We start from the raw sequence: 13,096 nt of genomic DNA on the forward strand, positions 1-13,096 counted from the left end.
GAAGTTTAGTTTATTAACCTTAAATAAACCTTAAGATAGGATTTTTTTGCGGTAGTATTTGACGTGATTATTTTAAGTTGAATTATTCATTTTTTCAGAAAAATCAATCTAATGAAAAAGATATCCTGACGCGGTTGAGACCACGATTAATTATCTTTATCAGAAAGGAAGTATCGAAATAGAAACGACAGATACCGGCCGGTTGTTGGCGGATATAATCTAATAATAATCAACAAATTTTACGATTGAAAACTTTTGGTAATGATCCAACTCTGTTGATTAAAACTGTGTATTTGGAAATCGACCTCAAATACTTCAGAGAGAATATGAGTTTCCATCACCTGATGAGTCCCACCTTGGGCCAGCACATGACCACGTGCCATTAACCAAACCTGGTCAGCCTGTTGTAAGGTGTGATTAAGATCATGGGCGCTGATTATTGCGCTGCGGCCAGCAGAACAGAACTCGCGTAGCAAACTATCCAATGCCACTTTTTGCGCGACATCAAGACCGGTGTACGGCTCGTCAAGTAACAGCAATTTACTATCAGGATTAATATCTGGCCAAGCTTGCAAAAAAACCGCTGCTAAACGAACCCGCTGCCACTCTCCGCCAGAAAGTTGTGACAACATGCGAGATAACTTGTCGGTTAATCGTAATTTCTCACAGAGATAACCAATAGTAGCCGCAATGGCATCCTGAGGAACACCCGCCGGTTGATAAAGAGAAAGGTATTGAAAAACCGGCATCATTGTCAGAGCCGATTGTTGTTGAGATAAATAAGCCCGAAAACGAGCCAAGTCATGCCCTAAATAACGGGATAATGATTTCCCCGCGAGGGTAATATCCCCTTCCGAGGGCAATAATCCCGCTAAAGCAGTGAGTAACGTACTTTTCCCTGCCCCATTCGGGCCTATCACATGAATTTGCAACCCAGCAGCGACTTGCGTAGAAAAAGGAGCAAGACGGGTATCTACACTGACATTACTGAGTTGCAATAACATAAAAATAACTTTTTCATCCGTAAATTAGTGAGCCGCTAAGGCCCGAGTAATAGCATTGATCAAAATCGGGTCTTCTGGTGTCATATCGGGAGCAAAACGCTCAAGAACCACACCCTCTCGGCTAATCAGGAATTTTTCAAAATTCCATAAAATATCGCCAACCTGCTTTGGTTCACGCCCTTTACTCGCTAAGCGCTGATAGAATTCACTGCCTTCAGGTTTTACAGCAACAGGTTTAGCTGCGATCAATTGCTGGTATAAAGGATGGCGTTGTGAGCCATTGACTTCAATTTTGCTAAACATCGGGAAATCAACACCAAAAGTACCGCGGCAGAATGCCTGAATTTCCTCGTTGCTGCCCGGCTCTTGCCCCGCAAACTCATTACTAGGAAATCCTAATACCTCAAAACCCTGCTGCTGATAAGTTTTGTACAGATTTTCCAAACCTTCATACTGCTTGGTTAAACCGCATTGGGAAGCGACATTGACCACCAGCAAAACCGAACCTTTATACTTTTCCAGCTTAACTGATTGGTTTTCAATTGTTTTTACTGGGATGGAATAAATTGAATCATTCATCAGGAGGAATCCTTATTCAGCGATGATAAACCTACCGGAACATAAGCCCATGTAAGGCTAATCACTTTACACGGTTCACTCGTGTCAGCAACCAGATAAATAATGGCGCGCCTAAGGTTGCCGTTACCACACCAATCGGCAATTCTGCCGAGAATAAGGCGATTCGCGCCACGACATCGGCTAATAACAATATTCCGCCCCCCGCCAAGGCACATCCAGCCAATAACCGGCGCTGATCCGTTAACCCCGTCAGCCGTAAGATATGTGGAATGACCAGGCCAATAAAGCTGATCACTCCCGCCAGGGCAACACTAATACCCACCAGTAGACCAATCGCGAGAACCAATAAGTTCCGCCATAGATGGAGAGAAACCCCCAATTGTCGGGCTTGTTGTTCACCGAGAGACATAAAATTAAGTACATGACCTTGGCAACAGAGCCAAATAACAACAGGTAGCAATGCGAGTACTAGCCCTTGTTGCCGCCAGTCAATACCGCTAAATCCGCCCATCATCCAATACATTAATTGGCGTAAATCCAAGCTGGTGCTGAAATAAACTGCCCACGTCATAATGGCGCTACAAACAATTCCCAAAGCAACCCCAACCAATAACAATCGGGCATTGGTTAATAAGCGTCGGCGGGCAAAAGCCAGCAGAAGCACCGTCATCAATAAGGCTCCCGCAATAGCACAAGCACTTAAAAACCAGATAGGCAGCAACCCGTGCCCCAATAAAACAGCCATTACCAGCGCAACACCAGCGCCGTTTGCCACCCCTAATAAGCCCGGTTCTGCTAATGGATTCTCAAACAATGCCTGCATGACGGCGCCAGATACGGCAAGACTCGCCCCTACCATCATCACTGCCAATGCTCGAGGCAAACGTAACTGCCAAACGAATAATTGCCCGGTTTCGCTGAACCACTGAGTGGGCCAAATCCAAATATCACCGACACATAAACTAATGAAAAACGCCAAAAACACTATGACAACCAGCACGTTGAGATAAAGGTGATCACGTTGTTGTTGTCGTTGTTGAAGTGCGGTAAATAACTGACTGGTCTGCATGACATCCTCGGCCATTGCCTCAGGATCTACCTGAAGATATCTGATAAGTATCAGGGGCTATTATTGATTGCTAAGCAATGATAGTAAGAGGTTCAGGGGATAAGGGGAAGTTTTGCATGAAGAAGTTGATTTTTTATTGAGAGAAAACGCCAGCGTTGCCCCTAATATCAGAGGCAACGTGAGCGCTATCTGTTATTTATTATCCGCGATAACCATTACTTTGCGGGGGCTTGACCTGCTGACCGCCATGACGACCATTATTATTCTGACTCCCTGGGCTATTTGACTCTCCCGGTTTGCCGGGGTTGCCCACACTATGATTATTACCCAGTTGACCAGGCCCATTATTTTCATTGTGCTGTGATTGATTACCACGAGAATCACGCCCACTGTTCCTTTCACTAGGTTCCGACCCACGGAATGGATTATGACCATCATGTTCAGAGGGGCGCTGCCAACGCCCACCATCCCAATAATAACCGCGTTCACTACGGTCACCGATATGTCCATCACGGTGCTCGTGCCACCATTGTGGTGGACGCCAATCATAACCATCCCAGTAATAGCCTCGGTTATCTTGGTCACCTAAATGTAAGCTGACTCCGGGTATATTGATGTCCAGCGACACATCAGCCTGCGCGATCAATGGCATTAATGATAGGATGCCTAGTAACAGCAGATATTTTTTCATATTAATCCGAATGTATTATTTAACATTGATAATTTTATATCAGTGAAAATAATGTCTATCTATCGGATAACTTCCCATTTTCAATTTCATTGCATATTACTAACGGAATCCATACACTCATTTCAGATTATCTATTTTAATCTACTACTATTCTCGGCATCATTTAACATGCCGTTGATAGTTACTGGTTTGATATTTAATCATCGTTGTAAATATTTTCAATCACCAGTTTAAATAGTGGCTATTTTGCTATTTAAACATTGTAAATCTAAGCCAAAAGATGTAATTCAGTCGGGCTGGTAGCAACGGTGTTGGCAACTATCCAGAATAATCCTGTGTGTGCCATGAACTGACTGAATATAAAATATTAATGAAAAGCCTTGGGAGACTTTTCATTAATAAGCATCTGCAAAAACGTTAATTACCACATCAAATCATCTGGTACTTTAAAGTCAGCATACGGATCTTCTCCATCTTGCTCTTCCTGACTCAGCGCACTATTTAATACAATACTGCTCGCATCTCGCTGCGCAATTTTATCGGCTACGCTCGCAGGGATAATAGCGTATTCACTCTCTCCACTGTTATCAACAACCAAACGAGCAATGGCGAGACGGCCACTAATCAACTGAGTTTGAGTAAGCTTATCCACAACTATTTTTTTAATTAAATTATTATCTGTGAAGTTAAAACCAATATTGCCTTTTGAAAGACTGATTTTGTTCATTTCAATCAACTGCTTCACTTGAGCTTTATATTCTTTAGACAAAGCAGCTTGTTTTTGTTGTTCGCTTAGCTGTTTATCGCGCTCCAGTTGTGCTTTCTTATTTTCTTCCACAATCTCTCTTGCCTCACGCGCTTGAACTCGTGATTTTTTAGCCGTCCTTTGGACTTTAGCCATTTTTTTGCTGGTCACTAATCCAGCCTTTAACATCTGTTCTTGTAAGGTTAGTTTTGTCATCTTCGCTTCTAAACCAGTTGAATAATTTGTGGGATTATACCTGTAATTTTTGAGTCTGTACTAGGTTGCTAGACCTGATCACTGTGTCGCTTGAGTTTAAGGGGCTATAAAGGCTGGGGTTTTGCAGTGTCAGAATGTTGCTGTCGTTCATCCAATGTCATTTCAAATCAACTTTATTGGTTTTTGAGCTTCTACCTCAATTAAAGCAGACACTCGCATTAGGGAAGATAGCCCTAATTTGCGGTTAGGATGTGGCTATTTTTAAAAAGTTAATGAATTTCAATAGGTTATTGATAAGAAAAAGGCCGCTTGCGCGGCCTTTTGTTTCGGGAAAAAAATTCACTCTTTCGGAGTGGCACTCTCTACCCGGCTTTTTAACTTTTGCCCTGGACGGAAAGTCACCACACGGCGCGCCGTAATAGGGATATCCTCACCCGTCTTCGGATTACGGCCCGGACGTTGGTTCTTGTCTCGCAGATCAAAATTGCCAAAGCCAGACAGTTTGACCTGTTCGCCATTCTCAAGAGCACGACGTACTTCTTCAAAGAATAACTCAACTAGATCTTTTGCATCACGTTTGCTAAGCCCTAGCTTCTCAAACAGATGTTCTGACATTTCAGCTTTAGTAAGCGCCATAGGTTCAATCCCTCAAGGATGCTTGGAATCGCTGTTTTAACGCCTCTACACATCTTGCGACAGTAGCGGCGATCTCCTCTTCTTCCAGTGTACGGGCGGTATCCTGCAACACCAGACTAATAGCCAGACTCTTATAACCTTCTGCTACGCCCTTGCCACGGTACACATCAAACAAGTTTACGCCAACTACCTGATTTGCGCCAACTTTCTTACACTCCGCCAAAATATCTTCTGCGGGAACGTTTTCAGCCACGACAACAGCGATATCACGACGGTTTGCTGGGAAGCGCGAAATCTCGCTGGCGTGAGGCACAGCGCGGTCTGCAAGCTTGTTCCACTGCACTTCAAACACCACAGTGCGGCCATTTAAATCCAGCTTACGTTCCAGTTCAGGATGAACTACACCAATGAAACCAATGTGTTCCCCTGATAAATAAATTGCAGCGCTCTGCCCTGGATGCAGTGCAGAATGCGTTTCGGCACGGAACTGAACATCCGATAATTTGCCAGTAAGTTCCAGAATTGCTTCCAAATCGCCCTTCAAATCATAGAAGTCGATTGGCTGACGTGCCAAATCCCAGTGTTCATCATAACGGTGACCGGTAATGACAGCAGCCAGCATTACCTCCTGCCGAACACCAAGATCTGCTTTACTATCAGGCACAAAGCGCAAACCGCTTTCAAATAAACGCAAACGAGATTGCTGGCGATTCTGGTTATATACCACCGCTGACAGTAAACCTGTCAACAATGACAACCGCATTGCAGACATCTCAATGGATATTGGGCTGGGTAAGATGAGTGCATCTTGCTGTGGGTGCAGCAATGCCTGTATTTTGGGGTCAACAAAACTGTAAGTAATTGCTTCTTGATAGCCGCGATCGACTAAAGCGGTCTTAACTCGCTTCAGTGACAAGTTGGCTTCGCGGTGTTTCGTCATCACCAAATCAGCCTTAATAGGCACGTCTGGAATATTGTTATACCCGTAGATACGCGCAACTTCTTCCACTAAATCTTCTTCGATTTCCATATCGAAACGCCAGCTTGGTGCGACTGCCTGCCAGTCAGAACCTACTTCAGTCACCTGACAGCCGAGACGGCGCAGAATATCGCTGACCTGTTCAGAAGGCACATGGTGACCAATCAGGCGATCCAGTTTCTCGCGGCGCAAGGTGATAGTGGCGCGTTTGGGTAATTCTGCCGGAGCAGTCACATCAATCACCGGGCCTGCTTCACCACCGCAGATATCAATCAGCAGCCGTGTAGCGCGTTCAATCGCTTTATGTTGCAGCGCCGGATCCACACCACGCTCATAACGATGAGAAGCATCTGTGTGTAAACCATGACGACGCGCGCGACCCGTAATTGAAAGTGGGTTGAAGAAAGCAGATTCCAACAGCACGTTGCGCGTTTCTTCATTAACCCCTGAATGCTCTCCGCCAAAAATGCCCGCCATCGCCAACGGCTTCTGTTGATCAGCAATAACCAGAGTGTCTGCATTCAGTTTGACTGCGGTGCCATCTAATAAGGTTAATTCTTCACCTTCAGCCGCCAGGCGAACAATAATCTCAGCGTCGATACGGTCTAAGTCAAACGCATGCATCGGTTGGCCTAACTCTAACAAGACGAAGTTAGTAATATCGACAACAGGATCAATTGAACGAATACCGCAGCGGCGTAATTTCTCGCGCATCCACAATGGGGTGGCGGCCTTAACATTTATGCCTTTCACCACGCGGCCCAAATAGCGTGGGCAAGCTTGTGGGGCATCAACGCGGATCGGGAAGCTGTCATTAATAGACGGCGCAACCGGGCTGATATCTGGCTCAGTGAGTGACAATTGATTCAACACCGCCACATCACGTGCTACACCGATAATACCCAGGCAATCTGCACGGTTAGGTGTGACACTGATTTCGATAGTTTTATCATCAAGTTTCAGATATTCACGCAGGTCAACGCCAATCGGTGCATCAGCAGGTAGCTCAATAATACCGTCATGATCTTCTGAAATAGCCAGTTCAGAGAAAGAGCACAACATACCTTCAGATGGCTCACCGCGTAATTTAGCCGCTTTAATCTTAAAATCACCCGGCAGTACAGCACCGACCGTTGCAACCGCAACTTTCAAACCCTGCCGGCAGTTAGGTGCACCACAAACGATGTCCAACAAGCGCTCACCGCCAACATCAATTTTGGTTACACGTAATTTATCTGCATTTGGATGCTGACCGCATTCCACAACGTGGCCGATAACAACACCATTGAATTCGCCTGCTACCGCATCTACGCCATCAACTTCCAAACCTGCCATGGTAATTTGATGGGCTAAATCATCACTGCTAATGGCTGGGTTTACCCATTCGCGTAACCAAAGTTCACTGAATTTCATGAGATATTCCCGCCTTACTTAAACTGTTTGAGGAAACGTAGATCATTTTCGAAGAATGCCCGCAAATCGGTGACACCGTAACGCAGCATCGTTAAGCGCTCCATTCCCATGCCAAATGCAAAGCCCGAATAAATTTCAGGATCAATACCTACGTTTCGTAATACATTGGGATGCACCATGCCGCAGCCCAATACTTCGAGCCATTTACCATTTTTCCCCATAACATCGACCTCAGCAGAAGGTTCAGTAAACGGGAAATAAGAGGGACGGAAGCGAATTTGCAAATCTTCTTCGAAGAAATTACGCAGGAAATCGTGCAGAGTGCCTTTCAGATTGGTGAAGCTGATATCACGGTCAACAATCAACCCTTCCATTTGATGGAACATCGGCGTGTGTGTTTGGTCGTAATCATTACGATAAACACGACCAGGCACGATAATCCGAATCGGGGGTTGCTGGCCTTGCATGGTACGAATCTGCACACCTGACGTCTGCGTGCGCAGCAATCGAGTGGCATCGAACCAAAACGTATCATGATCAGCACGAGCTGGGTGATGAGCCGGAATATTCAATGCATCGAAGTTATGATAGTCATCTTCGATTTCTGGGCCAGACTCTACAGAAAAACCCAACTCACCAAAGAAAGTTTCAATACGATCAATAGTACGAGTCACCGGATGCAACCCACCATTTTCCATACGACGCCCCGGTAAGGAGACATCAATGGTTTCGGCCGCCAATCGGGCATTCAGAACCGCTGATTCCAGCTTTTCCTTGCGAGCATTAAGCGCTTCTTGTACTTCTTGTTTAGCCTGATTAATGACGGCACCTGCTGCTGGACGTTCTTCAGCTGGTAGCTCGCGCAGCGATGTCATTTGAAGGGTCAAATGGCCTTTCTTGCCTAAATATTCGACGCGCACCAAATCCAACGCGGCAACATCCTGGGCATCTTCTACGGCTGCTTTAGCTTTGGCAACCAGCTCTGCGAGATGTGGCATTGTTTTCTCTTCCTCTGGCCGTATGGCCCGCTTGTAGTTATATCCTTTGTTCTTGAAGCTGCTGGGGTGTTAGCTACGCTCACTCACCCGAATCACTTACTTGTGTAAGCTCATCGGGATTCACTCGCTTGCTGCCTACCAGCAACGCCAATAACCTTGGCTATAGGTAATGAGTTAAAATCCGATAATTAAAATAAATTTTCACACAAAATCAGTAAGGTATCCCATCAGTGACACCTTTACTCACGTCACCATAAGTGCTGTAGAGTAAAAAAACAAAAAAGCCTCCACGATGGGAGGCTTCGGCGCTATTTTTCGTTTCTATTCTTACGCGCAAGCCTCCTGAAATCAGGCGCTAAAGTAAAAAAAGAAGCGAAAAGTAACAGCATGCATCATAACGATGACCTTCTTACTAATAAGCTAAAGATTAAAAGAGGGAGACCAGCTCCCTCTTCAATTCTGACTTACGCCAGAGCTACTTTCGCTTTTTCGACCAGTGCAGAGAATGCCACTTTATCGAATACTGCGATGTCAGCCAGGATCTTACGGTCGATTTCAACAGAAGCCTTTTTCAGACCATTGATGAAACGGCTGTAAGACAGACCATTCTGACGTGCAGCTGCGTTGATACGTGCAATCCACAATTGGCGGAATTGACGCTTCCGTTGACGGCGGTCACGGTAGGCGTATTGGCCTGCCTTGATTACTGCCTGGAAAGCAACACGATAAACGCGCGAACGGGCACCGTAGTAACCTTTCGCCTGCTTTAAGATTTTTTTGTGACGTGCACGAGCTACCACACCACGTTTTACGCGAGCCATTTACTTCTCCTATCGTCTTAATTCAAACCAAAATTACTTATGCGTATGGCAGACATGCTACGACCAAACCTAGATCGTTCTTAGATACCATGCCTTTTGGACGTAAATGACGTTTACGCTTAGTAGCTTTTTTGGTCAAAATATGACGCAGGTTGGCATGCTTACGCTTAAAACCACCGGCACCGGTTTTTTTGAAGCGCTTAGCGGCGCCGCGTACTGTCTTAATTTTTGGCATTGAATATATCCACTTCGCATTGTTAATTACAACGAGCTAGCTAGGCGAACAGACCTCTTGCTATGCAAGCATAGAGAAGCCTGTTACTTGAGTGCCTTACTGTCTCTTCTTAGGTGCGAGCACCATGATCATCTGACGACCTTCGATACGAGTCGGGAAAGACTCCACGACGGCCAAATCAGAATCTTCAGTCAGATCTTTTTTGACACGGTTAAGGACTTCCATGCCGATCTGTTGGTGCGCCATCTCACGTCCACGGAATCGCAGAGTGATTTTGGCTTTATCGCCATCTTCCAGAAAGCGAATCAGGTTGCGTAGTTTGACCTGATAGTCGCCATCATCGGTACCAGGACGGAATTTAATTTCCTTGACCTGAATGACTTTTTGCTTCTTCTTCTGTTCTTTTGTCGACTTGCTCTTCTCATAGAGGAATTTGCCGTAATCCATGATACGGCAAACCGGCGGCTCGGCATTCGGACTGATTTCTACTAAATCAACACCGGCTTCCTCGGCTTTTTCAAGAGCTTCATTCAGACTGACAATGCCAATCTGCTCACCATCGACGCCTGTTAAGCGAACTTCTGTGGCGCGAATCTCTTTGTTGATGCGATTAGGACGCGCCGGTTGAACTCGTTTTCCGCCTTTAATACTTTATTCCTCCAGTTGATGAAGACTACGGCTGCGAATTTCTGCTAGCAGCTGGTCTACGACCACGTTGACGTCTAAGCTTCCTAAGTCTTTACCACGGCGGGTACGAACGGCAATTTTGCCAGATTCGACCTCTTTATCGCCACAGACCAACATATATGGAACCCGACGCAACGTATGTTCACGAATTTTAAAGCCAATCTTCTCATTTCTCAAGTCCGCTTTTGCCCGAATCCCTGCATCTTGCAGTTTTTTGGTCACTTGTTGGACATAATCAGACTGACTATCGGTGATATTCATCACCACGACTTGTACCGGTGCTAACCAAGTTGGGAAGAAGCCTGCATATTCTTCGGTAAGAATACCGATGAAGCGCTCCATTGACCCCAAAATAGCCCGGTGAATCATTACTGGCACCTGGCGATCGTTATTTTCGCCGATGTAAGACGCACTTAAGCGGCCCGGTAATGAGAAATCGAGCTGTACGGTACCACACTGCCACGCACGATCCAAACAATCATGCAAGGTAAATTCAATTTTCGGACCGTAGAAGGCACCTTCACCCGGCTGATAATCAAACGGAATACCGTTTTCGGTCAGCGCAGCGGCTAAATCGTCTTCAGCACGAGTCCATAAGTCATCGCTGCCAATACGTTTTTCAGGGCGCGTAGACAACTTGACCACAATCTTTTCGAAGCCAAAGGTGCTGTACATGTCGTACACCATCTTGATACAGCTGTTCACTTCATCGCGAACCTGCTCTTCAGTACAGAAGATGTGGGCGTCGTCCTGAGTAAAGCCACGCACACGCATTAAGCCGTGCAACGCGCCTGATGGTTCATTACGATGGCAGCTACCGAACTCAGCCATACGCAGTGGCAGGTCACGGTATGACTTCAACCCTTGGTTGAAGATCTGCACATGCCCTGGGCAGTTCATTGGCTTGATGCAGTACTCGCGGTTTTCTGACGACGTGGTGAACATATGCTCAGCATAGTTCTCCCAATGCCCTGTTTTTTCCCACAGAACACGGTCCATCATAAATGGCCCTTTCACTTCCTGGTACTGGTACTCTTTGAGCTTCATGCGCACAAAAGTTTCCAGCTCACGGAAGATTGTCCAGCCATCATTGTGCCAGAACACCATACCGGGTGCTTCTTCCTGCATGTGGTAAAGGTCCAATTGCTTACCAATCTTACGATGGTCGCGTTTGGCGGCTTCTTCCAGACGTTGCAGATAAGCATTCAGTTGCTTTTTATCACCCCAAGCCGTGCCGTAAATACGTTGCAGCATTTTATTTTTGCTGTCGCCACGCCAATAGGCCCCAGAGGTTTTCTGCAATTTAAAATGATGGCAGAAACGCATATTGGGAACGTGTGGGCCACGGCACATATCAACGTATTCTTCATGGTGATATAAACCAGGGCGATCATCGCGGCTGATATTCTCGTCAAGAATAGCCACTTTATAATCTTCACCACGAGCAGCAAAAGTATCACGGGCTTCTTGCCAACTGACCTTTTTCTTGATCACGTCGTAATCTTTATCGGCAAGTTCATGCATCCGCTTTTCCAGCAGCTCAAGATCTTCCTGCGTCAGAGTACGGTCGATATCAACATCGTAATAGAAACCGTTGTCGATAACTGGGCCGATAGCCATCTTGGTATCTGGCCAAAGTTGCTTAATAGCGTGCCCCAGTAAGTGCGCACATGAATGGCGAAGAATTTCCAAGCCTTCAGCATCTTTGGTGGTGATAATGGCCAGTTGTGCATCAGATTCGATCAGGTCACCGGCATCCACTAGTTCACCATTGACGCGGCCAGCAATACAGGCTTTTGCCAGACCGGGGCCGATATCTAAGGCAACATCAAGGACAGAAACGGCGTGATCATATTGACGCTGACTGCCGTCAGGAAGGGTAATAACAGGCATTCTAATTCCTTATCTACAGTGGTGACCCACACGACAGATCACATGCAAAATTCTAATACTATTTAAAATCAATATGTTATATGCGCTATCCGGCTTTACTTTGCCTGATATGTACACTCATATGTACACAACTCGTTTTGCACATATAGTGTGACGCTATAACGGACAAGTCATACTAACATTCTCATTATTGGTTTATCTACTTAGAATGTTTTCTTTATTAAGCATCCCTGCCCTTCCGTTACATACACGGTCTATCGTCAAACACATCTGTCCTAGTATCGTTAATCGACCAGGTTACAACGCCCTCGACTGCAACCTCAGTATCCTCAATATTATAGCGGTCAACTAAAACCGGACACGGATTTAGACACATTGCTGTAGTCGGCGCTCATATTCATCCGGCGATATATTTCCCAGCCGATAATGCCGCCTTTAAGATGATAAAAACTGTCGATATAATCGATAACATCAGCGATACCCTGACTTCGGGTTTCATAACGACGATAGTTAACCCTCTCAGCTTTCAGGCTGCGGAAAACCTTTCTGTAACAGCATTATCCAAGCAGTTACCTTTTCGGCTCATTCTACCTGTAACATCCAGTTCCTGCTGGCAGGACTGGAACTGAGTTCTGGTATATTGCTCCCCTTGATCGCTATGGAACACCACTGACCCTGTGGGTCGTCGTTTATTGACTGCCAGCCTTAAGGCCCGGACAGTCAAGTCGCTGTCCGGTTGTCTGAGAAAGCCTAACTCACTATTTTTCTTGATAAGTCCATCACGATAGCCAGATATAACCAACCCTGAGTGGTACGCAGATAGGTAATATCACCTGACCATCAGGTATTCAATGTCTCTGGATTAAACTGCCGGTTCAACAGATTAGCGGCCACGACCGCGGGTTTTCCGCAGCGTGGATAACTTCAGTCCTTATGATGTGTTACCGAGTAAAAGCACATCACTGGTAAGCTTTACACACAACGGATTGAACGTAAAAACCTGAACCTTCGTAACCGATTAAGACGTCTAAATAGAAAAACTCTCGGGTACTCAAAATCAGTGGAGATGCATGATAAGATAATCGGTACATTCTAGAACATAAACATTATTTGCAATAACATGATCTACA

14 protein-coding genes, 1 pseudogene and 1 other annotated feature are annotated in these 13,096 nt (G+C 45.6%); of the genes and pseudogenes, 1 reads left to right on the forward strand and 14 read right to left on the reverse strand.

All coding sequences use genetic code 11. From position 1 onward, the window contains the following. Positions 1-239 precede the first annotated feature (239 nt). The 14 genes from btuD to OP863_RS20010 all read right to left on the reverse strand — a co-directional run bounded on the left by btuD (position 240) and on the right by OP863_RS20010 (position 12,768). Positions 240-1,004, reverse strand: a complete 765-nt coding sequence (gene btuD / locus OP863_RS10840) for a vitamin B12 ABC transporter ATP-binding protein BtuD (RefSeq protein ID WP_038632583.1) — start codon at positions 1,002-1,004, stop codon at positions 240-242. A 24-nt stretch (positions 1,005-1,028) separates the two neighbouring features. Further along, positions 1,029-1,583 (reverse strand): glutathione peroxidase, encoded by a 555-nt coding sequence (locus tag OP863_RS10845; protein ID WP_038632581.1) that lies wholly within the window; start codon positions 1,581-1,583, stop codon positions 1,029-1,031. A gap of 61 nt (positions 1,584-1,644) precedes the next feature. Beyond that, the gene (btuC, locus tag OP863_RS10850) at positions 1,645-2,652 is read right to left on the reverse strand and encodes a vitamin B12 ABC transporter permease BtuC (RefSeq protein WP_038639479.1); all 1,008 of its coding nucleotides are present in this window, start codon (positions 2,650-2,652) and stop codon (positions 1,645-1,647) included. 199 nt (positions 2,653-2,851) lie between these two features. Next, positions 2,852-3,343, reverse strand: a complete 492-nt coding sequence (locus OP863_RS10855) for a DUF2502 domain-containing protein (RefSeq protein WP_145588285.1) — start codon at positions 3,341-3,343, stop codon at positions 2,852-2,854. Positions 3,344-3,764: 421 nt separating this feature from the next. Then, on the reverse strand, positions 3,765-4,304 hold the full coding sequence (locus tag OP863_RS10860) for a DUF2058 domain-containing protein (protein WP_038632579.1): 540 nt from the start codon (positions 4,302-4,304) through the stop codon (positions 3,765-3,767). 339 nt (positions 4,305-4,643) lie between these two features. After that, positions 4,644-4,940, reverse strand: a complete 297-nt coding sequence (gene ihfA / locus OP863_RS10865) for an integration host factor subunit alpha (protein WP_002211830.1) — start codon at positions 4,938-4,940, stop codon at positions 4,644-4,646. A 4-nt stretch (positions 4,941-4,944) separates the two neighbouring features. Continuing rightward, complete coding sequence (pheT, locus tag OP863_RS10870) at positions 4,945-7,332, reverse strand: phenylalanine--tRNA ligase subunit beta (RefSeq protein ID WP_145588283.1); 2,388 nt, start codon at positions 7,330-7,332, stop codon at positions 4,945-4,947. Positions 7,333-7,346: 14 nt separating this feature from the next. After that, entirely contained in the window at positions 7,347-8,330 is a 984-nt protein-coding gene (gene pheS, locus OP863_RS10875; RefSeq protein ID WP_004393358.1) for a phenylalanine--tRNA ligase subunit alpha, read from the reverse strand. Positions 8,331-8,604: 274 nt separating this feature from the next. Further along, positions 8,605-8,727, reverse strand: a sequence feature (Phe leader region). Next, positions 8,679-8,726: a pheST operon leader peptide PheM gene (gene pheM / locus OP863_RS20005; protein WP_152414234.1), complete on the reverse strand. Its 48-nt coding sequence runs from the start codon at positions 8,724-8,726 to the stop codon at positions 8,679-8,681. (Overlaps the previous feature by 48 nt.) Positions 8,728-8,794: 67 nt before the next feature. Next, the gene (gene rplT, locus OP863_RS10880; RefSeq protein ID WP_004706556.1) at positions 8,795-9,151 is read right to left on the reverse strand and encodes a 50S ribosomal protein L20; all 357 of its coding nucleotides are present in this window, start codon (positions 9,149-9,151) and stop codon (positions 8,795-8,797) included. 37 nt (positions 9,152-9,188) lie between these two features. After that, positions 9,189-9,386 carry a 50S ribosomal protein L35 gene (gene rpmI / locus OP863_RS10885; RefSeq protein ID WP_004713020.1) on the reverse strand — a complete coding sequence of 66 codons (198 nt, stop codon included), beginning with the start codon at positions 9,384-9,386 and terminating at the stop codon, positions 9,189-9,191. Positions 9,387-9,482: 96 nt separating this feature from the next. Further along, positions 9,483-10,034 (reverse strand): translation initiation factor IF-3, encoded by a 552-nt coding sequence (gene infC / locus OP863_RS10890; RefSeq protein WP_011816226.1) that lies wholly within the window; start codon positions 10,032-10,034, stop codon positions 9,483-9,485. A gap of 3 nt (positions 10,035-10,037) precedes the next feature. Beyond that, positions 10,038-11,966 (reverse strand): threonine--tRNA ligase, encoded by a 1,929-nt coding sequence (gene thrS / locus OP863_RS10895; protein WP_038632573.1) that lies wholly within the window; start codon positions 11,964-11,966, stop codon positions 10,038-10,040. 526 nt (positions 11,967-12,492) lie between these two features. After that, a complete protein-coding gene (locus tag OP863_RS20010) occupies positions 12,493-12,768 on the reverse strand; it encodes a DDE-type integrase/transposase/recombinase (RefSeq protein WP_120011281.1) in 276 nt (91 codons plus the stop codon). 153 nt (positions 12,769-12,921) lie between these two features. On the opposite strand from OP863_RS20010, the pseudogene OP863_RS10900 reads away from it, so the two are divergent. Beyond that, positions 12,922-13,085: pseudogene (locus OP863_RS10900) on the forward strand (IS1 family transposase); the annotation flags it as partial. Positions 13,086-13,096: the final 11 nt, after the last annotated feature.

The sequence above is a fragment of the Yersinia sp. SCPM-O-B-9106 (C-191) genome, assembly GCF_026183365.1.
Taxonomy (GTDB): domain Bacteria; phylum Pseudomonadota; class Gammaproteobacteria; order Enterobacterales; family Enterobacteriaceae; genus Yersinia; species Yersinia rochesterensis.

What these genes read in the sequence shown, in the direction of transcription:
- btuD (WP_038632583.1), bottom strand. Translation starts at nt 1,004, where the DNA reads ATGTTATTGCAACTCAGTAATGTCAGTGTAGATACCCGTCTTGCTCCT.
- OP863_RS10845 (WP_038632581.1), bottom strand. Translation starts at nt 1,583, where the DNA reads ATGAATGATTCAATTTATTCCATCCCAGTAAAAACAATTGAAAACCAA.
- pheS (WP_004393358.1), bottom strand. Translation starts at nt 8,330, where the DNA reads ATGCCACATCTCGCAGAGCTGGTTGCCAAAGCTAAAGCAGCCGTAGAA.
- OP863_RS10855 (WP_145588285.1), bottom strand. Translation starts at nt 3,343, where the DNA reads ATGAAAAAATATCTGCTGTTACTAGGCATCCTATCATTAATGCCATTG.
- btuC (WP_038639479.1), bottom strand. Translation starts at nt 2,652, where the DNA reads ATGCAGACCAGTCAGTTATTTACCGCACTTCAACAACGACAACAACAA.
- rpmI (WP_004713020.1), bottom strand. Translation starts at nt 9,386, where the DNA reads ATGCCAAAAATTAAGACAGTACGCGGCGCCGCTAAGCGCTTCAAAAAA.
- thrS (WP_038632573.1), bottom strand. Translation starts at nt 11,966, where the DNA reads ATGCCTGTTATTACCCTTCCTGACGGCAGTCAGCGTCAATATGATCAC.
- ihfA (WP_002211830.1), bottom strand. Translation starts at nt 4,940, where the DNA reads ATGGCGCTTACTAAAGCTGAAATGTCAGAACATCTGTTTGAGAAGCTA.
- rplT (WP_004706556.1), bottom strand. Translation starts at nt 9,151, where the DNA reads ATGGCTCGCGTAAAACGTGGTGTGGTAGCTCGTGCACGTCACAAAAAA.
- pheT (WP_145588283.1), bottom strand. Translation starts at nt 7,332, where the DNA reads ATGAAATTCAGTGAACTTTGGTTACGCGAATGGGTAAACCCAGCCATT.
- OP863_RS10860 (WP_038632579.1), bottom strand. Translation starts at nt 4,304, where the DNA reads ATGACAAAACTAACCTTACAAGAACAGATGTTAAAGGCTGGATTAGTG.